Below are 20,020 nucleotides of genomic sequence, written 5' to 3'. Positions count from 1 at the left end.
GAAAAAACACTCGAGTTGAGGAAGGGATATTAAAAATTTTCAAAATTCACAACGGGTATAGTATAAAGAATGATATTAAAAAGAAACACAATTAAAAACAAAGTTTAATTCAAATTTTAACGCAATGAAAAAGATTATTTTAACAGCTGCATTAGCATTTGCAGCAGCTGTTTCAGCACAGGTAGGGGTAAACACTACAGCCCCTAAAACCACAATGGATGTAAGCGCCAAAAGAGATGCGGGCGGAGCGATTACCGATAATACTCAGGTATTCGGTTTGCAGGCACCTCGTGTGACCCTTGCAGAGCTTACAGCGAATACGGCAACGTATGGTACTAATCAGCAGGGAGCGCTAATCTACATTACCGATGTATCCGGAGGCACAGCTACAGGGCAGAGGGTTAATATCAACGAAGCAGGGTATTACTCTTTCGACGGAAGTATATGGCAAAAAGTGATATTTAAGAATATCTATACTGCTGATGGCTCTTTAACAGGGTCTGAAAATCGTCGTACCCTGAACTTGAACGGTAAACAAATGGAGTTTGTAGGATCTGAAGAAAGCACAAGCTGGAGTTCTATCGGAGCCCTGACCCAAGCAAATACCTTGTCCGGTACTGGGGTTGCTGATATACAGCTTTACGGAGGTAATGACAGTAACTTTTATTTACAGCAATTTTATAACGGTATAGCTTCAATATCAGCTACTAACAATTCTACAGGATTAACATTGGGAACAGATATTACCAATGCTTCCGCACCTATAAGAATAATAACAAGTCCGGGGGGAGGCGTTTCCGGATCAGACAGAATGTACATTACAGGAGAAGGAAATATAGGAATGAATACTAACACTCCTACAGAAAAGCTTGATCATAACGGGATAACCAGATTAAGAGGTCTTCCGCTGAATGGGGCTGCCAATTCAATCTATACACAAAGCAATGGTTCTGCATCTGCTACCCAAAACCAGACCTTTACAGCCACCAGAACGGTAGTGGCAGATGCCAACGGAGTATTGGGTTATGTAACAGGACTTCCTTCTACAGGATCGGGAACGGCGCCTTCAGGTTCTATTAATATAGGGGAAACAGTTTCAAGAGTGTATTCTGTGCCTACAACAACCGCTAATGCCAATACCTTTAACCTGAAAACCTACATCACGGCAAATGGGTTAACGGCATTGCCTCAGTTGGATGGCTTAGAGATGAATTTGCAGGGAGTAAGCGGCACGTATTATGATCCGCGGGTTTATAATGTATCTTCAGGAGCCCAGCTGGTAAGTTATCAGACGTTTGCCACTCAGGTCAATGAAAACGAGACTTCTCTGAACAATAATCTGGCAGCGGGAGACTTTTTACAGATTGATGCCAACAACATCGTATTCTGGACAACTACCGCAGCAGAAGTAATAACGACCAATTTGCAGGTGCAGGTAAATGCCACGACCTACCGATGGTATGAGTTTAAATGGTGGTGTATGGAAGTTTCCGGCGAAAAGAAAATTTTCCTTTCGGTAACCCGTAAAGGATAGTCATGGTGATGTGATAACGAATAAGCAAATGCACTCTGCATTTGCTTATTTATTTTAGGATATAAGGGCCTTATAATAATTTATTGCTTTTGTACTTTTTTAATAAAATAAGAAAATGGAATTCCGGTAGCTTTTTTGAAAGCCGTAGTAAACTCTGTTTTGGAAGTAAAGCCATGATTCTTCGCAAGCTCATCTTCCGTATACATTCTGGATTTCGGATCGGAGTATAAAAGGTGTACCACCTGAGCAATTCTCGGATCTTTGATTGCTGTTGAGGTATTTTCTGATGAAGTTCCGGAACCATAGTTATCATGAGCCAGTTTTCTGATCAGTTTGTTATAATCTTCTTTCAGTTTTTTGTTCTTTCTGCTCCAGAACAGCCAGCCGAATAGTAAAAGCAATACTGATGTAATGGCTGAGATGAAGATAACATTTTTTACTGTACTGTTTTTTTCTTTTTCTTTGTCTGAAATAATTTGGTTAACAGGCGTATACAAACTTTTCTTCTCGACCTTAATGATGCTGTCGTTTAGTACAGTGTATAAACTCAGGTAATATTTTGATGAATCTACTTTGTTAATTCCTGCATAGGAGTCGAACAAGCTTTTAAAAATATCTCTTCTGATGTAAGGAAGTGTTGTCTGCTTTTCCAGTTTCTCGGCTTGCTTCGCAAATTTGATGGAATTGTTATAATCTTTATTGTTGCTATGAAAAACTGCTAAATCACTAAGAAGAGTAGCTTTTCCGTCAGTATAAATATCAATATCCTTGTTGTTGTAAATTTTTAGTGCTTCATTAAAATAGAATAAAGCAGAATCCTTTTTTTTCAGATTATTATAGGTATATGCTAAGCTTCCATATTGTAATGCGAGATTATGGAATTTTCTGTTAACCATAGTTTTTGCTGTATCATTCATCTTTTTGCTTGCTAGGATACTTTTATGTCTGTTTTCTATTTGTTTTTTAGTATCTCCTAATTTTTCATAAGTTCCTGCATAAGCTTCATAAATAATTGCTTTTGTATATAGAGATTTATTTTTTAATTTAATTTTATCGGCATAAGGAAGTGATTTTGACAGTTCCTTCAAAGCTTCTTTTGAAAATCCCATTTCACCATAAGTGATAGCTTTCATTCTGAATATATCTGATAAGTAATCATTATCATCAAGTTTTATTGCATATTCTTCTGCAATTCTGGCTTCTTCGATTACTTTTTTGTAACTGCCTCCATTATAATATAAAAGCATTAACGTGTAAGCACTTTTCATAATGCCATAATCATAATGATTTTGCTTCGAAAGTTTTTTAGTCTCTAAAGCTATCTTAATTGCTTTTTTAGGATCTTTATCTGCTACTATATTTTTAGCATTATTAATTTTTTTAAGAATACTGTCATTAGAAATTTGAGCATTTAATAGTGTTATTGATAAAAAAAACAGCAGGAGGAGTTTTTTAATTAACATATATTAGTTTTATAGAATTTCCGACAAAAATAAATGTTTTTTTTAATCAGTAATTTAAATAAAAGTAAAAAAAGATGTTAAATTTTTAATATCTGTTGTTGTATAGGAGAAAAATAAAATATTATTTTCTTTTAATATGCAGAGGTGTATAAAATAATTTCAGCAATAGAAAATGGGATAATAACAATAAGTGATAGAATAAAAATAAGCAAACGCGATTTGCATTTGCTTAATTTATTTTATTGAAATGATACTTCTGAATCAGGACCTTCATTCTTTAAATTGGCAATGAAATATGAAGGTGGAATTCCGTTTTCTTTTTTAAAGGCAATGACAAAAACCTGAGAAGAAGAATAGCCACATTCTTTAGCCAACGAAACTATTTTATACTGCCGATATTCGGGGTTGCTATAGAGGAGTCGGGTGATATAATTAATTCTGAGTCCATTTATATAATTATTAAAGTTTTTATTCCTGTGGATCTTTATCGTCTCTGAAAGATATTTGGTGTTGGTGCCTAGGTTATTGGCAAGCCATGTTAGAGTAATGTCTTTTTTCAGAAACTTCTTGTCATTTTCGAACTTGACAAGTTTCTTTAAGATGATGTTGGCGGTCTCAGTTGAGATGTAATAGTTTTTTTCAGGCTCTTCCACGGGTTCTGCAAAATTGTTAATACTTTCTTCAATGGTATGTTCCGATGCGTTTTTTATAGCATAAGAATAATTTGAGTAATTCTTTTTGTTTTTCCTCCAAATTTGCCATCCAAAAATAGAGGTAATGCCGGCGAAAATACCTGAATAGATAAAAATAGGATTTTCATAATTTAGTCTTTCCGGAGAAATAATTTGTGTTTGCGAAAAGATAAAATCGGAGATGAGAACAAGGCAAATAAATAAAGATTTTTTCATGGTAGTTATTTTGATGATTGTGGGAACAGATTCTGGACTTGCTTGTCATAAAACCTTTGGTAAAAATATAAACTCTCAGCATCTTTATAGAATTATCTATGATATATATTCTGATATTATCTTGTTGTTATTTTATTTAAATTTCTGATTGTCAGTTATTCTTATTTGTAAAATAGCTTTTTTAATCATTTTTTTTATCTCCTTTTATACGTCTCAATTATCAAGCTGATTTCTGTATTTATGTTAAGTATTTATAAATTAAAGTTAAGGTTTTTATATTCCGTTTTAATATGTAATAATAGTCCATTGTGCATTTTGATGTACTTTCGTCATTTCGAATAGATTTTGAAGAAAATCGTATTGAGAAGTTTTTAATATTGAAGGTAAATTCCATTCTCAATACATTTTTTCTCCACTCTTTTACGAAAAAACATTCGAATTGACGAGTCGAATATTAAAATTTTTCAAAATGCAAAACGGGTGTATTAATAAAAAAATAGTGTAAAAAAGAAAAATCTTTAATCAAATTTTAGATTAAAAAAATAAAGTTTTTAAAATGTGAGAAATTGATAAGTTCTGTTTACTCATATGGCCAAAAATATATTACAAAACAGATGGAAAAATGAGTTTTGAAGAAACAATATTCTTCAAAAAATGAAAAATTGCTGAATGGAGAATGTATTTGATGCTGCTAGACTTATGCTAAAAAACGGCAATTATTTAAACATGATCTCTAAGCTGCTCTATAAAGTAAGAAGGAGTCATCCCAGTTTCCTTTTTGAAAGCAATGGCAAAGACTTCTCTTGAAGCAAAACCGCAGTGTTCTGCAAGGTAGGTTATTTTATATTCTCTGTATATGGGCTCTTTGTACAGCATTTGTATGATATGCTGTATTCTTAAGCCGTTAAGATAATTGTTGAAGTTCTTCCCTTTATATTGCTTAATAATTTCAGATAAGTATCTGGGATTGGTTTCCAGGGAACTTGCCAGTGAAGTAAGGCTGTTGTCTTTTTTTAAATATTTTTCCGACTTCTCAAATTTCTCTAATTTTTGGAGAATGGTATTGATCGTATTGTCATGAATATTTATATTTTTTTCGGGAATTATTGTTTCTTCATTTTCAGTTTCCTGCTCACTTTGAAAATCTTTTTTTTCCTCAATACGAATTTGGTTGATGATATTTTCATACCTATCATGAAAAACCTTCTGTTTTCTTCGCCAAAAATAAAAATAGATAAGAGAAGCAACTGCAGCCAGCAGTATTGCAATGTACAAGAAGTTTTTATTTAAAATCAATATTTTTAAGGTTGAGATATTGTAGCATGAGGTATTTATCAGTAAAAAGGATTGTCGACAAATCATTGATATCCTTGGGCTAAAATCCATTTTTCGGCATATCTTATCTTTCTTTACAGAATTAAAAAATGTTCTGTTGGGCTGTAAAAAAAAATCAAGATTTTTAGTCATGTATGGTATTGATTTATAAGAATTACTTTAGGCGATCACGCAATGTTGAATTTGAATAAAAAGTACGTGAAAATCTTTCTTTTTATATTAATATTTGATTAAGTATATTTTATTTGTCATATACCACAAAATTAAATAGAAAAGAGCAGAAAAGTTAAAATAGGTAGAATTATTTCGGAAATTATATTGCTTTTTTAGCGTGCAATCTATTGAAATAAAGTTTTTTGTATTTTTTTGAAATTTTTATTTTAATCACATTTTTTGGAAAAAACAGTTCAATACGAAACGAAACTCATTAAGTGATAAAAATAAAAAATCTTCTGATGATCAGAAGATTTTTGTAGACTCACAGGGATTCGAACCCCAGATGACTGAACCAAAATCAGTAGTGTTACCGCTACACCATGAGTCTGTATTTCTATGTTGCAAAATTAGATAAATTATTTCAAAAATAAAAATGCTATATGAAGATTAATTAATAAAAAATGTGTGTAAAGGCCTTTATTTATTGATATTCAAAGAATTATTTTTAAGGAAAATTTTTTGTTTGAAATAAAAGAAGATAAGGATTGACCTATTTGTATGAGCTTGTCTGCTATTTCTGTTTTCTTTATCCAATTAATCAAGTAAAATAAAAACCATATCTTTGCAAAAAATTGGGCTCCAAAAGTTGGAGAAACCCATTAATAATTAAATTATTAAACATTTTTATGTCGAATATTGTCGCAATCGTTGGGCGTCCCAACGTAGGAAAATCCACGTTATTTAATCGTTTATTAGAAAGAAGAGAAGCTATTGTAGACTCTACTGCAGGGGTTACCAGAGATCGTCATTACGGAAAATCTGACTGGAATGGTGTGGATTTTACTGTTATCGATACAGGAGGTTATGATGTAAATAACGATGACGTTTTTCAGGGTGAAATTTCTAAGCAGGTACAATTGGCTGTAGATGAAGCTACATCGATTATTTTTATGGTGAATGTGGAAGAAGGTCTTACAGATACGGATTATGAGATCCATGAAATGTTAAGAAGATCCAACAAGCCTGTTTACATTGTTGTAAATAAAGTAGATTCGTCTAAAGAAGAATTGGCCGCTACTGAATTTTATCAGCTTGGAATCGAAAAATACTACACTATTTCTTCTGCAACAGGTTCTGGAACGGGAGAGATTTTAGATGACGTTGTTAAAGACTTTCCAACAACAGATTATAAAGATCCATTTGAAGGATTGCCTAAAATTACTATTGCAGGTCGTCCGAATGTAGGAAAATCTACACTGACGAATGCTTTGCTTGATACCGAAAGAAACATTGTAACTGATGTTGCGGGAACGACAAGAGATAGTATCCAGACACTTTATAACAAGTTCGGGCATGAGTTTGTATTGGTAGATACAGCCGGAATGAGAAGAAAATCCAAGGTAAACGAAGATTTAGAATTCTATTCTGTAATGCGTTCTATCCGTTCTATTGAATATTCTGATGTGGTAATTATCATGGTTGATGCAACTTTAGGTTGGGAATCTCAGGATATGAACATTTTCGGTCTGGCTCAGAAAAACAGAAAAGGAATTGTTATTTTGGTGAACAAATGGGATTTAATTGAAGATAAACATACCAATACGATCAGAGATTTCGAAAAATCGATCAGAGATAAAATCGGTCAGTTTTCAGATATTCCAATTTTATTTGTTTCGGCTTTAACGAAGCAGAGGATTTTGAAAGCGGTAGAATTGGCAATGCAGGTGTATGAAGACCGTAAGAAGAAGATTAAAACTTCAAAATTAAATGAAGTAATGCTTCCGATTTTTGAAGCAACTCCACCACCGGCAAACAAAGGAAAGTACATCAAAATCAAATATTGTGTACAGCTTCCGACACCGTCTCCACAATTTGTATTCTTCTGTAACTTACCGCAGTACGTGAAAGAACCATACAAAAGATTTACTGAAAACCAGTTAAGAAAAGAATTCGGATTTACCGGAGTTCCGATTGAAGTATACTTCAGACAGAAATAAATTATTTTGAAAATTTGGAAATGAGTTAATTTGAAAATTAATTTCATTATTTTGGATGAAATAAAACTCATGATCTCATTTTCAAATTTTTTAACTTTCAAATTAAAGCTATGACAATAGTCCTTTCAGAGCAATTTTCTTTAGTTAATACCTGGATCAACGAATTAAGGAATGTTGAAATTCAGCATGACCGAATGAGATTCCGTAGAAATATGGAAAGAATTGGTGAAATTGCAGCCTTCGAAATCAGCAAAGGATTAGAACAGAAAGAAGTTGAAATTCAGACGCCTTTAGATAAAATCAGAGTAAAGGAAATTGCCATTCAGCCAGTTATTACAACGATTTTGAGGGCGGGAGTTCCTTTATTTGAAGGGATTTTAAATTATTTTGATAAAGCAGATTGCGGATTCGTTGCTGCCTACAGAAAGCACGATGCCAACGATTATTTTTCTATCAAACAGGATTATTTAACGTGTCCGAATATTGAAGGAAGACCGTTAATCGTAGGAGATCCGATGTTGGCAACTGGAGCTTCTTTAATCGAAGCGATTAAAGATTTATTAACGAACGGAAATCCAAGTCAGCTTCATATTGTTGCCGCCATTGCTTCAAGGCAAGGGGTTGAAACCATTGAAAAAGCTTATCCCAATGCCAAAATCTGGGTGGGAGCCATCGATGAAAACTTAACCTCAAAAGGTTATATTACACCGGGATTGGGAGATGCAGGAGATTTAAGCTACGGAGAAAAACTTCAGAGATAGTTTAAATTTTATTTAAAAGTCATCGTATTCGAAGAGATCACGCCTGTGAATATATTGGGATACTTGCTTTTATCTTCTTTAGTCAGAAATTGATATAAATTTTTATTTAAAATAATTTTAAAGGTTACCTCATAGGTAGCCTTTGGTTTTAAGCCATAATAAAATTCCTGCTTACCTAATGAATGCAGCATTTTACTGTAAGGATTAAAATGTATTTTGTATTTAATTTTCTGATGAGGTTGAATGGTCATCATATTTTTAATCAGATACCAATTGTACGTCGCAGATAACTGATTATCGATTTTTTTAGATTCTTTCCAATCATTTATTTTTTCGAGCCTCAGTTTAGAAATTTGTGCTTTTTCAAGCAACTGTTCTTCCTCATAGAAAGGATCTGTAGCTAATTCCCGTTCTTTAAACTGTTTATCCTGATAAATAAAAGGATAAATTCCCAAAACATTCGTGATATCAGGCTCCGAAACTATATTTTCTGGTTTATTGTAATAGAGATTGGCTTTATCAGTGTAAGGCAGGGCATAACTTAAAGTATCGAGCGGGAGTGTAACTTCCTTATCTGAATTATTACTCAAAGTAATTTCAAGAATATGACCTTTATTTTTAATTTCCTGATCGGTAGCAGTTCGATGTTGTGGAATATAAAATTCAAAGGTATCATAATCAACTTCTGTAACATTCAGCGAAATTTGTGCATTCACAAAAACGCTTAGAAATATCGCGATGAAAGATAATATATTGATTATTCTCATGTAATTTCAATAGTTTATTTAAGACAAATTCCAGAAATCTTTCATTAAATTTAAAAGTAGATTTGGTCGAACCTTATCCATCGGATGTTTCGTGTCGGGAAGCACGCATAGTTTTGCATTCGGAAGGTTTCTGTAAACACTCACCGTTTCTTCCAGTGTTACCATATTATCTTTGTCACCAACCATAATCTGAACCGGAAAATTGATCGTTGCTAACTGATCTTTCAAAGGTGGATTTTTGCCTAACAAAATCATCATTTCTGCAATCGCAGGAAGCAATTCTTTCCATTTTGAGCCGTGTTGGGCTTTCAATAACTCTGCATATCTTGGTACTTTTTCTGCGATCACTTCGGGATTCAGCATCTTACTTTCTTTTACGGCCTGCTCTTCCGTCCAGTCGAATTTTGTTCCCAATGTCATGATGGAATGTAAGCTTTCCGGATTTTCCAAAGCATAACAAAGTGCCACGTAACCGCCCATGCTGTGCCCGAAAATATGAACGTCTTTTAAGTTTTCTTTGGCAATAAATTCTTTTAATTCGTTCGTGTATTTTTCGATTGTAATTCCATGTTCAGGAATGTCAGTATTTCCATGTCCTGAAAATAAAAGCGTGTGAATGGTAAAATATTTTGAAAGTTCGCTTTTAAAGGGTTCAAAAATTTCGCTGTGACCTAAAGCTCCGTGCAATAAAATAAGATTTGGCATTATAATTAGTTTGTCGGAAAATTAAGAAAAAAACTCGAGAGTTGTTGCTGGTTGATAGCAGGTTGTTGTTAGTTTTATTTGTATTAAATTTTAAACAAAATTTCTAATTCAAACTTAAATTTAAATATCAATTGCCATCACGAGAACACTTACCTTATTGTCTCCGGCTTTTAAAATTTCCCAGGCAATTGAAGCGAGGGTATTTCCGGTGGTAAATACATCATCGATGAGTAAGATGTGCTTTCCTGAGATATTTTTATTGATAGAAAATGTGTTTTCTGTTGAAAGGCGATGTTGCTTGTCTTTCAGAGCCTGCGCTTTAGAATAATGATTTCTTTTAATCAATTCATGATCAAAAGGAATATGATAAAATCCTGAAAGTGTTTCAGTAAACAGGTGCAGTTGGTTATAGCCTCTTTCCTTCAGTTTTTTAGGATGAAGGGGAACAGTTACTAATAAATCAGGTTGTTCATCTTTAAAATCCAATCTTTCGCATGTCCATTCTGCAAGAATTTTTCCGGTTCTTTCCCTGCTCTTATACTTTAATTCGTGAATGATTTTGCGGCTTATGTTTTCTTTTTCAAACTGCATTAACGCGAAAGTATGCTCTACAGGAAATAGCAATTTGCATTTGTCGGTAATAAAATTATCCTCAAAATAATTGAAATGGGTAAAGTGAATCTGCTCAAAGCAGAGATTGCAAACCAATAGCTCATTATCGATGATCCGGTTGCAGTGCAGGCAACGATTGGGAAAGAAGAGATCTAAAATCATTTGTGTATTTTCTTAAAACTAATTTAAAGAAATTTGTTAAAAGTATTAAAGACAGATTTAAGATTTTTTTGAGATCGGTTAAAATTTTAAAGTCAGTATCTTTGAGGATGAGTTTGATTTACGAGAAACAGATAAAAGTTACCGAAGAGCATATTGACAGGAACAATCATGTAAACAACGTACAGTATGTACATTGGATGGAGGAAATAGCAGGCGAGCACTGGGATTTTGTAAAGCATCAGACAGAATATCCCGAGGATATATGGATGCTTCTGGATCATCATATTCAATACAAAAAGCAGGTGTATCTCGGTGATATTATTACGGTAAAAACCTATCCGAAAGCTCCTGAAGGAATCCGCCAGCCAAGAAAAGTAGAGTTTTATTGTAAAGATCAGTTGGTAGTAGATTCTCTGACGCTTTGGGTCTTGGTAGATGCCAAAACACAGAAAGTTAAAAGGCTGGAAAGTGATTGGCTGGAGAAGCTTTAAGGAAAACAGGCTTTATTTAATGATGCGATGATTCAAAACTCAAATTCCTTATCTTTGCACCATGATACGTATTACAAAAATTTTTACATTCGAAACCGCTCATGTTTTGTACAATTATGACGGAAAATGTAAAAATATGCATGGACATTCTTATAAGCTGTTTGTAACGGTGAAGGGAAAACCTATTAATGATTTGGAGAATCCCAAAAACGGGATGGTGGTAGATTTTGGAGATATCAAAAGTATCGTAAAATCTGAGATTGTAGATGTCTGGGATCATGCAGTACTGATCAATGGGCTGTCGCCTCACAGAGAACTGGGTGAAGGCCTGGAAAATCAGGGGCATAAAGTAATTTACTGCACATTTCAGCCGACTTGCGAGAATATGTTATATGCCATTGCTGCAAAAATTAAGTCTAAACTTCCGGAAGGGATTTCCTTGGCTTATCTTAAACTTCACGAAACAGAAAACTCTTACGGGGAGTGGTTTGCAGAAGATAATCAATAATTTATTCAATAAAAACTCAGTACGGTGTTAAAAACGACCATTAATTTAGAGCCTGGAAAAAAAGTTTACTTCGCTTCAGACCAACATTTTGGTGCGCCCAATCCTAAAGAAAGTAAAATACGCGAAGAGCGGTTTATCCGTTGGATGGACGAGATCAAGCATGATGCTCAGGTATTGTTTTTAATGGGAGACCTGTTTGATTTCTGGCATGAGTGGAAGCATGTAATTCCGAAAGGATATGTACGTGTCTTAGGCAAAATTGCAGAACTGAAAGATCGCGGGATTCATATTTATTTTTTCGTAGGAAATCATGATCTTTGGATGAAAGATTATCTGGAAGAAGAGATCGGATGCACGGTTTTTTATAAAAAACAGTATTTCGAAATGGGAGGAAAGCAGTTTCTGTTAGCTCACGGAGATGGTTTGGGGCCTGGCGACAAAGGTTACAAAAGAATGAAAAAAGTCTTTACAAACCCAGTGGCACAATGGTTTTTCAAATGGCTGCATCCGGATATTGCCATGAAGATTGCTTTGTATATGTCTCAAAAAAATAAAATGATTTCGGGAGATGAGGATAAAGAGTTTTTAGGGGAAGACAAAGAGTTTTTGATTATTTACTCTAAAGAAAAACTGAAAACGCAGAAAATCGATTATTTTATTTACGGCCACAGGCATCTTCCCATGATTTTGGATCTGGAAGGAAAAGCAAAATACATCAATCTTGGAGATTGGATTTCGTATTTCACGTACGGTGTTTTCGATAATGATTTCGAATTAAAAACTTTTGGTACAGGCACAAAAAAATTACCCCCTAAGAGGTAATTATCGAATGAGCCGAAACCCATTCTTGTTTTTAATCCATATTCCGCGTATGACAAAGCAATAACCCGACCAAATTGTAGTTTTTTTAATTAAAAAAATATTAAAAACCCTGATTATTCAGTAACTTGTTTACAATGAGAAGGTAAAGATTAAAATATTTAAAGTGGAAAATATATTCAACATACAGACAGAGCATGATTTTTTGGCTGCTGCTTTAGAAATATTCCGTTATCAATATGAAAATGTTGAGGTATACAGACGTTTTGTCGACTATCTGGATGTTAATCCTGACAATGTGGACAGTGTGACAAAAATTCCGTTTTTGCCTATTGAGATGTTCAAAAATCATAAAATTTTAGATGAAAATGTGACAGCTGATTTGTTTTTTCAAAGTTCGGGGACGACACAAATGAATTTGTCCAAACATTTTATTGCCAACAAAGACATTTATGAGCAAAGCATTTATAAAAGCTTTGAACGCTTTATCGGAAAACCGGAAGACTATATCTTTTTAGGTCTATTACCAAGTTATCTTGAAAAGCAGAACTCTTCACTGATTTATATGGTGGATTATTTAATGAAAGAATCTGCCAAACCTGAAAACGGATATTTCCTTTACAATCATTCAGATTTATTTAAACTCTTAAATGAATTAAAAGACAAAAAAGTCATACTATTTGGTGTTTCTTTTGCTCTTTTGGATTTCCTCGATTACTGCAATTCAAATCCCCAAACTCTCGAACCCTCAAACACATTAACGGTGATTGAAACTGGTGGGATGAAGGGAAGAAAAGAAGAAATGACCAAAGATGAACTGTTGAAAATTTTACAGCAAGGTTTTAATACAGATAAGATTTATTCGGAGTACTCCATGACGGAGCTTTTGTCTCAGGCTTACTCTTTGGGTGAAAATATTTACGAATGTCCGGGCTGGATGAAGATTTTGGTCAGAAATGCCGAAGACCCTTTTAATTATGAACAGGATGGCAGAACCGGGGCGATTAATATAATTGATCTGGCTAATATTCATTCGTGTTCATTCATTGCGACTCAGGATTTGGGAAAAACAATGGGAGATCAGTTTCAGGTGTTGGGAAGAATTGATCATTCTGATATCCGTGGATGCAGCCTTTTAGTTTCTTAATGCTATAAGCTAAGTGATATGAAGTTGAAAATTGAAGAATTAGTACACGCATTTATTCATTCTCAGTGTGATTTTGAGAAAGAACTGGTGCTGACCAATCATTTTCAGGCAGATTGGGAAGCTGATATTCTTATTGTAGATTCGGAAGGATTTAGTCATGAGATCGAAATCAAGCTTTCGAAAAGCGATTTTAAAAATGACTTTAAAAAATCTTATATCAACAGCAATACGGGCGAAAGGTTTTTAAAGCACGATAAGATTTCCTGTGGAGATTATGTCTGTAATGCATTCAGTTTTTTGCTTCCAATGGGTATGATAGAGCATTCTTTAATCCCCGAACACTGTGGTATTATAGAATTTTATCATAATGTGGATTCTTGGGATACTGAATTTTATCTGATCCGAAATCCTAAAAAAGTTCACGAAGATTCTTACTGGAAACTGAATGACAAAGATCTTTTTCTCCGAAAAATGGCGCTGAACTTATTGCAGAGAAAATTAGAAATCAAAAGAAAGCATGAGGAGTTTATTTTTAAAAATCCTTTTGATAGTAAGAAATTAAAATAACAAAATCCCATCATTTGACGGGATTTTATTTGTATAGTTTTAAAATTATTCTACAATTTCAGAATCTCTTTGAAGCAGGAATTTATAGATTAATCCTCCGATTACACCTCCCAGAATGGGTGCTACCCAAAATAGCCAAAGCTGAGAGAGTGCATTTACTCCCACAAAAACTGCCTGAGAAAGCGATCTTGCCGGATTTACCGATGTGTTGGTAATAGGAATTGAAATTAAATGAATTAATGTTAATCCCAAACCAATCGCAATTCCTGCAAATTTTCCATTGGCAAATTTATCTGTTGCTCCCATAATGATGATCAGGAAAAATGCTGTTAATAAAAACTCAGCTAAAAATGCCGCGCCCAAAGAATAACTTTTCCCGAAGTAAACTGCCTCACCGTAAAAATTGGTAGCGAAAGCTCCCGGTCCCGAAAAATCCGGTGTTCCCGAACCGCTTAAAATGACATATAAGGCGCCTGCCGCTGCAATTGCTCCTAAACACTGTGCAACGACGTAAGGAACTAAGTCTTTTGCAGAAAATCTTCCTCCGGCCAATAGCCCGAAAGAGACAGCCGGATTGAAGTGTCCACCGGAAATATGCCCTACCGCATAAGCCATAGTAAGAACGGTAAGCCCGAAAGCCAATGCCACTCCTATTAATAAAATTCCTACCTGCCCGCCGGAAGACGGAGCAATTTGTGAGGCGAAGATTGCACTTCCACAACCTCCGAAAACAAGCCAAAATGTGCCAAAAAATTCGGCAAATAACTTTTTTATCATACTGTTTATTTTAAAGAATGTCTCAAATGTAAAGTTTAAATGGTGATATAAAAAGTATGTTTTCAAAGATATTCCGAATTTATGCTGCGTTCAATTAGCAATTTGATAATCTGTATTCTGCTTATTCATAAGGTTTACAGATAAATTGTGGAACCGGAATTGTATGTGATATTTTATTAATTTTAATTATATCATTTAAAACGTCTCTATGAAAAAGTTTTTGTGTGTGATTGTTGTGTGTTTTATCCATGCTTCCTTCGATTCCCAGATGGCTAAAAAAACATTACCCTGTTATGATCTTACAGAAGTTTTAAAAGTGGAACCTACTGCTCTGTACAAACCGCATCTTGATGCTTCGAAAAGTTTTAAGGTGAAACTGCTAAAAGATTCAAAAACAGTTTTAAATTATATCAACAACGGAAAATTTCATAAAATAAAAAAGTCTGGAAAAGGTTTTCGTGTTCAGAAGCTGGATTACAGCCGTGCCTGGATGGTTTCTAAAGGGAAACTGATGTTGGAAAGAATAGGTGCCCGCTTCAGCAAAGAAACAGGAGGGACTACCTTTACCGTTTCCTCCATCACCAGAACATTGGAAGACCAATGCAGGCTGAGAAGGGTAAATTCTAATGCCGCGATGGGAATAAGTTCTCATAATTACGGGAATTCTTTCGATATCTCTTATGTCCGATTCAATGGGGTTTTAAGGAATAACCCAAAAATGGAAGTAGCTTTGGAAAAAGTGCTTAAATACTACTATGACGCCGGAAGAATTTATTATATTAAAGAAAAACAACAGAGCTGTTTTCATATTACGGTAAGGAATTATTAACTAATTTTCAATTATAGGTGAGATACTTGCACAGATAATTAAGTTTGTCTAATTTTATGGCACTTAAAATACCATGAAATATGAATACATTAGACAGACAACAATGTGATATCGCGACTCAGAATTGGGCAGCATGTTTGGCAGATTATAATGCAATTAAAAATCTTATCCCTACCAATTTTGTTTTCAATTTCAGTGCTCAGGAAATCAACTGGGTGAAAGATGCGAACAAAAATTCTCAGTTTTGTACTGAAATAGGAGTGTATAACGATCAGCTTATTGCTATTCTTTGCCCGATGAACGCATCAGGACAGAAAGTGGCTGTCAGCGATTATCCGTACAGTGTTCTAAGTCAGTTACCAGGAGATCTGAAACTAACGGAGATTGAAGAATACATTGTTGTAAAGAGTGCTATCCTTTCGAAAGATCTTAAAACGATCGATGATAACTCGAATATGTATTGGCCGGTGGCCAATAAGCCGATGATGGAGCAGGATAAAGCAGTTGAGGCAATAGAGTCTTGGAGGAATGAAGGGATGAACTGGTTTTACAGAGAATGCACAGAGTTTGGAGGAAAGAGAATTTTCAATCAATTCTTTGTACCTGCACAAAACCTAAGCCCGGAAAAAGAAGGATTTGCCTATATGGTTTGCTCTTTCGGACTTAAGTTTTCTGAGGTTTATCAAAGAGTGCTTCCTACACTTATTTTTATTTCTTTCTATGAAAGTGCTGAAAATACCAGCAGCGTAGAAAAAATATCAAATACGTATGACTGGTCGCAACCATGTCCGCCTATTTGCCCTTTTGGCTAATTTTTAATTAAAATGGATATATATAAAGTAATAATTTATCTCAATAATGGTTTACTTTTTCTTTGTGTTTTAATAGGACTTTTAAAATACAAATACTTTAAAAATACGGAAAAATGGTATGTTTATTATATCATTTTTCTTTTTTTGATTGAAGCTATTGTTAAGATTTCTCTTTTAGGATTTCATGCTGAGAATGTAAATTCTATTTTTCCTTATTATGTTTCGGGAGAGCTTTTGCTTTTAGGAATATTATTTATTAGGAAACTGAAGATATCTTATTATTGGTATATTCCTTTGGCTTTATTAGCTGCATTTCTTTTCATAGACAATCATTTCGTGACTAATGATGTCAAGAAAGTTATATCAAATATTGTTGTCATTTGTTTTGCAGGATCGGCATTGTTGCTGGAAATTAAAAATAGTAAAATAAACGACAGGTTTATGATGGCTGACAGTCTTATATTTTTATATTATACATTATCAGTCTTTTTATTTTTTCTTCTTCGTCAGCTAACGACTTTTAGCCCGGAACAGGCTAATATGATTTGGAGTATCAACAATATTCTTTGCAGTTTCCTTTATATATCAATCATTTATACCTTTTTAAAATTAAAGAAATAACTTTAAATATCACCTTTTTTATTGCACTGATTGCCGTTCTGGTCATCATCATGTCTTTTATTTTGCTGGCGTACAGAAGTTTTATTAAAAGAATTATTAAAGAAAAAAAGGCACAGTATGAAGCCGAAGTAAGGCATCAGAAAAAAATAGTGCTTGAAAATATCAAAGCTCAGGAATCTGAACGGAAAAGAATTGCCGTCATGATTCATGATGATATCGGAAACAGACTGAATATTCTTTCTCTTTGGCTGAACAATCTCGATACCAAAGGAGATGAAATCATCAAGAAAAATATCTCTACACAGATGAGTTCCCTGATCGATTCTGCAAGAAGTATTTCCCATTCCCTCTATCCCGTGAATCTGGAATCTGTGGGACTGGTATTGTATATAGAAGAGCTGATTGCCAATTTAGCAGGAAGGATTAATATCTCCTTGAATGTAAGTTCAAAATTTGAGAAAAAAGATATTTTCATAGAAGTCCAGCTGTACAGGATTATTCAGGAATTTACCACCAATGTTCTCAAGCATTCTGAGGCATCAAGAGTCTGGATTTATATTAAAGATTATCCAAAATACAATAATCTGGGAGTTATTATCTCCGATAACGGACAAAGCTTTGATTACGAAGCGGTAAAAAAAGGAATGGGGATCAAGAATATAGAATCTCGTATAAAATCTATGAACGCAGAACACAAATGGAAAAATGTTTTGGGTAAAGGAAGTCGTATCATTATTAAAATTCCATACAATCATGAATCATCAAATCAAAATAGCATTAATTGATGACGAGCAGCTCATCCTGGAAGGGGTAAAAATGCTGCTGTCGTCGGAACAGAATATTTCGGTAACTTCCACGTCTAGTACAGGGCAGGATTTTTTAGCAACGTTAGAAAATTCTTCACAGGAAGATTTTCCCGATATTGCTTTGGTAGATGTTCAGATGCAGCCGATGAACGGATTCGAATTGGTAGAAATTTTAAAGGAAAAATATCCTAACCTTAAGATCATCATCCTTTCTTCACATTATAAGACAACCATTTTAGGATATATGGTAAAGCTCGGCGTATCGGCATTTTTACCTAAAAATTCCAACAGAAATGCTTTCATTGAAGCGATTACGATGGTTTATAAAAACGGAATTTTCTTTACTCCCGAAGATCATCAGATGATTTTTTCTTATATGAACAGTCCTACCAAAAAGAAAACCCTTTTCGAAATGGAAGATGACCTTTCCGACCGGGAAAAAGATGTGGTGAAGCTGATCTGCCAGGAATGTACCAACAATGAGATTGCAGAAAAGCTATTCATTAGCCCGAGGACTGTAGAAAGCCACCGACAGAGAATAGTAGAGAAGATTGGGGCCAAAAATACAGTGGGAATTGTTATTTATGCCATCATCAACAATATTTATCCTTTAGATAGAATATGATTCCGTAGAAATACGGAATTTTTTTTTTGGTACTTTTTACTCTATCATCCCATACTTTTTCATCGTTACTTTGAAAAGTTCATAAAAGAAGCACTTCATTATTAATAATGAAGCTCGAAATAAAACCACAAGTGCAATGAAAAATAACATCATCTCTGTCGGAATTTTTTTTGATGGTACGGGAAACAACGGGATGAATGCAGTTTCTGTTGAAAAACCCCTTAAAAATAATGAAAGCTATTACGGAAATCCTACCAATATCTATAAACTGTTTACCCTGTTCAATGGAAATGAAAAGTTGTATATAGAAGGAATTGGTACCGTTACTCATGCGGAAGACAGCGATTTTGCAATGGCAACCTGTCTTAATCCTTCGGGATACCACGGGTATTCCTCTGAAGATAAATTGGAGAAGGCTTTTGCTTTTGCCGAAGAAAAAATGGCTGATAAAAATGCTGAATACCATTTTTATGTTTATGGTTTTAGCCGGGGTTCTATGCTGGCAAGAAACTTTTGTTACGAACTGCAGAAGCCTGATTCCAAATATTCTGCCGTTATCAAAGTGAAATTTCTGGGTGTTTTCGATACCGTGGAATCTGCGGCTTTCAACGATTATAATATCACGGTTTTTCCGGAAACGGAAAAGGCTTTGCATATTTGTTCTCTTAACGAGTGCAGGTATTTTTTTCCTTTAACAGGGTTTTTCAGCGAGACGAAAGAGAAAAGAGATGCAATCTATGAATCTGAACACTCTGTATGGAAAGAGATTTTCGTTCCGGGAGCTCATGCGGATATCGGAGGAGGATATTTGGAAGGCTCTCAATCGGTGTACATTTCTCCCAATTTTCTGGAAAATAAGGAATTATACTATTATGTGGAAAATCTGAAGGCAGCAACTTTGGATTCTAATGGAAGTAAAGTCTGGGATGCTGTTTTAAGAGATGTTAAGGTAGATCATGGTGAAGTTTTTTCCCAGGCCTACATAGCGAGAAATCTTGTATACAATGAGCTTTCAAAGGTGTATGGGAAATTGATGTTAACAGAATCCAATGCCCAGCAGCCGATTTTTAATACCGATTTTGATGAAACCAATTTTGATTTTGATACCGAGTTCCATTCTTATTTAAGTCAGCTTTCAAACCAATTGGAACATTATAAAGAAAATCTTTCAAAAGAATTACAACCGGATTATGATTATGAAAAATTGGCAGATTATACCCATATTTCGGCCAACTTCGGGTTATATCATTCTTCATTGCCCAACAGTTCAGTATCGGAAATCAATCCTGAATTCATCAACAATGGTTTGAATGTGCCGAGCCATTCGGATGATCAGTTCAGCAAAAACCAGTCAAAAGTACAGTCAGAAATACATCACATAGAAGATTCTATTGTGGATTACGCATACGGAACAAACATTCCGAATAACGATAATTGGAACCGTACCATTTTAATTAAAGAGAATTTATATAATAAATGTTAGTACTTTTTCAGTTTTAAATTTAGGTGTGGGGCTGTCGTGGTTAGACAGCTCTTTTTTTGTGCTTTATTTTTATCTTTTAAGCTGTTTCCATTTTTTATTTGGAGCTTTTTGACTCCCTCTAAATGTATTTTTATT

21 protein-coding genes and 1 tRNA gene are annotated in these 20,020 nt (G+C 34.3%); 14 read left to right on the top strand and 8 right to left on the bottom strand.

The window, feature by feature from the left end:
- Positions 1-124: 124 nt before the first annotated feature.
- Entirely contained in the window at positions 125-1,534 is a 1,410-nt protein-coding gene (locus BUA89_RS06815; RefSeq protein WP_072954665.1) for a hypothetical protein, read from the top strand.
- 80 nt (positions 1,535-1,614) lie between these two features.
- Here the strand turns inward: BUA89_RS06815 and BUA89_RS06810 are convergent, their stop codons facing one another.
- The 4 genes from BUA89_RS06810 to BUA89_RS06795 all read right to left on the bottom strand — a co-directional run bounded on the left by BUA89_RS06810 (position 1,615) and on the right by BUA89_RS06795 (position 5,784).
- On the bottom strand, positions 1,615-2,997 hold the full coding sequence (locus BUA89_RS06810; RefSeq protein WP_072954662.1) for a hypothetical protein: 1,383 nt from the start codon (positions 2,995-2,997) through the stop codon (positions 1,615-1,617).
- 239 nt (positions 2,998-3,236) lie between these two features.
- Complete coding sequence (locus BUA89_RS06805) at positions 3,237-3,905, bottom strand: helix-turn-helix domain-containing protein (RefSeq protein ID WP_072954660.1); 669 nt, start codon at positions 3,903-3,905, stop codon at positions 3,237-3,239.
- 720 nt (positions 3,906-4,625) lie between these two features.
- A complete protein-coding gene (locus tag BUA89_RS06800) occupies positions 4,626-5,180 on the bottom strand; it encodes a helix-turn-helix domain-containing protein (protein WP_072954657.1) in 555 nt (184 codons plus the stop codon).
- Between the two features lie 533 nt (positions 5,181-5,713).
- A tRNA-Gln gene (locus tag BUA89_RS06795) sits at positions 5,714-5,784 on the bottom strand.
- A gap of 298 nt (positions 5,785-6,082) precedes the next feature.
- On the opposite strand from BUA89_RS06795, the gene der reads away from it, so the two are divergent.
- Together der and upp are read left to right on the top strand one after the other, a co-directional pair.
- Entirely contained in the window at positions 6,083-7,393 is a 1,311-nt protein-coding gene (gene der, locus BUA89_RS06790) for a ribosome biogenesis GTPase Der (protein WP_072954654.1), read from the top strand.
- A 110-nt stretch (positions 7,394-7,503) separates the two neighbouring features.
- Positions 7,504-8,154 (top strand): uracil phosphoribosyltransferase, encoded by a 651-nt coding sequence (gene upp / locus BUA89_RS06785; RefSeq protein ID WP_072954652.1) that lies wholly within the window; start codon positions 7,504-7,506, stop codon positions 8,152-8,154.
- Between the two features lie 8 nt (positions 8,155-8,162).
- Here the strand turns inward: upp and BUA89_RS06780 are convergent, their stop codons facing one another.
- The 3 genes from BUA89_RS06780 to BUA89_RS06770 all read right to left on the bottom strand — a co-directional run bounded on the left by BUA89_RS06780 (position 8,163) and on the right by BUA89_RS06770 (position 10,400).
- Positions 8,163-8,921, bottom strand: a complete 759-nt coding sequence (locus tag BUA89_RS06780; RefSeq protein ID WP_072954649.1) for a hypothetical protein — start codon at positions 8,919-8,921, stop codon at positions 8,163-8,165.
- Positions 8,922-8,939: 18 nt separating this feature from the next.
- A complete protein-coding gene (locus BUA89_RS06775; RefSeq protein WP_072954646.1) occupies positions 8,940-9,626 on the bottom strand; it encodes an alpha/beta fold hydrolase in 687 nt (228 codons plus the stop codon).
- A gap of 120 nt (positions 9,627-9,746) precedes the next feature.
- Positions 9,747-10,400, bottom strand: coding sequence for a ComF family protein (locus BUA89_RS06770; protein WP_072954642.1), 654 nt, complete (start codon positions 10,398-10,400; stop codon positions 9,747-9,749).
- Between the two features lie 107 nt (positions 10,401-10,507).
- Here BUA89_RS06770 and BUA89_RS06765 point away from each other — a divergent pair, with 107 nt between their 5' ends.
- The 5 genes from BUA89_RS06765 (at position 10,508) to BUA89_RS06745 (ending at position 13,932) form a co-directional block, all read left to right on the top strand.
- Positions 10,508-10,891: an acyl-CoA thioesterase gene (locus BUA89_RS06765; protein WP_072954639.1), complete on the top strand. Its 384-nt coding sequence runs from the start codon at positions 10,508-10,510 to the stop codon at positions 10,889-10,891.
- A 61-nt stretch (positions 10,892-10,952) separates the two neighbouring features.
- Positions 10,953-11,399 (top strand): 6-pyruvoyl trahydropterin synthase family protein, encoded by a 447-nt coding sequence (locus BUA89_RS06760; RefSeq protein WP_072954636.1) that lies wholly within the window; start codon positions 10,953-10,955, stop codon positions 11,397-11,399.
- Between the two features lie 24 nt (positions 11,400-11,423).
- A complete protein-coding gene (locus tag BUA89_RS06755) occupies positions 11,424-12,221 on the top strand; it encodes a UDP-2,3-diacylglucosamine diphosphatase (RefSeq protein ID WP_072954633.1) in 798 nt (265 codons plus the stop codon).
- A 163-nt stretch (positions 12,222-12,384) separates the two neighbouring features.
- A complete protein-coding gene (locus BUA89_RS06750) occupies positions 12,385-13,365 on the top strand; it encodes a long-chain-fatty-acid--protein ligase (RefSeq protein ID WP_072954630.1) in 981 nt (326 codons plus the stop codon).
- An 18-nt stretch (positions 13,366-13,383) separates the two neighbouring features.
- Positions 13,384-13,932 (top strand): hypothetical protein, encoded by a 549-nt coding sequence (locus BUA89_RS06745; protein WP_072954626.1) that lies wholly within the window; start codon positions 13,384-13,386, stop codon positions 13,930-13,932.
- A 45-nt stretch (positions 13,933-13,977) separates the two neighbouring features.
- Here the strand turns inward: BUA89_RS06745 and aqpZ are convergent, their stop codons facing one another.
- Positions 13,978-14,706, bottom strand: a complete 729-nt coding sequence (aqpZ, locus tag BUA89_RS06740) for an aquaporin Z (protein WP_072955765.1) — start codon at positions 14,704-14,706, stop codon at positions 13,978-13,980.
- A gap of 211 nt (positions 14,707-14,917) precedes the next feature.
- On the opposite strand from aqpZ, the gene BUA89_RS06735 reads away from it, so the two are divergent.
- From BUA89_RS06735 to BUA89_RS06710, 6 genes are all read left to right on the top strand, one after another.
- The gene (locus BUA89_RS06735; RefSeq protein WP_072954623.1) at positions 14,918-15,538 is read left to right on the top strand and encodes a DUF5715 family protein; all 621 of its coding nucleotides are present in this window, start codon (positions 14,918-14,920) and stop codon (positions 15,536-15,538) included.
- A gap of 80 nt (positions 15,539-15,618) precedes the next feature.
- Positions 15,619-16,350: a hypothetical protein gene (locus BUA89_RS06730; RefSeq protein ID WP_072954619.1), complete on the top strand. Its 732-nt coding sequence runs from the start codon at positions 15,619-15,621 to the stop codon at positions 16,348-16,350.
- 12 nt (positions 16,351-16,362) lie between these two features.
- Positions 16,363-16,971: a hypothetical protein gene (locus BUA89_RS06725; protein WP_072954616.1), complete on the top strand. Its 609-nt coding sequence runs from the start codon at positions 16,363-16,365 to the stop codon at positions 16,969-16,971.
- The gene (locus BUA89_RS06720) at positions 16,917-17,756 is read left to right on the top strand and encodes a sensor histidine kinase (RefSeq protein WP_228420535.1); all 840 of its coding nucleotides are present in this window, start codon (positions 16,917-16,919) and stop codon (positions 17,754-17,756) included. Before BUA89_RS06725 ends, BUA89_RS06720 begins: the two co-directional genes overlap by 55 nt.
- A complete protein-coding gene (locus BUA89_RS06715; RefSeq protein WP_072954613.1) occupies positions 17,725-18,402 on the top strand; it encodes a response regulator transcription factor in 678 nt (225 codons plus the stop codon). Before BUA89_RS06720 ends, BUA89_RS06715 begins: the two co-directional genes overlap by 32 nt.
- 136 nt (positions 18,403-18,538) lie before the next feature.
- Positions 18,539-19,885 carry a T6SS phospholipase effector Tle1-like catalytic domain-containing protein gene (locus tag BUA89_RS06710; RefSeq protein WP_072954609.1) on the top strand — a complete coding sequence of 449 codons (1,347 nt, stop codon included), beginning with the start codon at positions 18,539-18,541 and terminating at the stop codon, positions 19,883-19,885.
- The last annotated feature ends 135 nt before the right edge of the window (positions 19,886-20,020 follow it).

Origin of the sequence: Chryseobacterium arachidis (assembly GCF_900129245.1) — a bacterium.
GTDB lineage: Bacteria > Bacteroidota > Bacteroidia > Flavobacteriales > Weeksellaceae > Chryseobacterium > Chryseobacterium arachidis.
The sequence above is the reverse complement of the archived record's forward strand: the minus strand, read 5'-3'. Positions and strand labels throughout refer to the sequence as shown.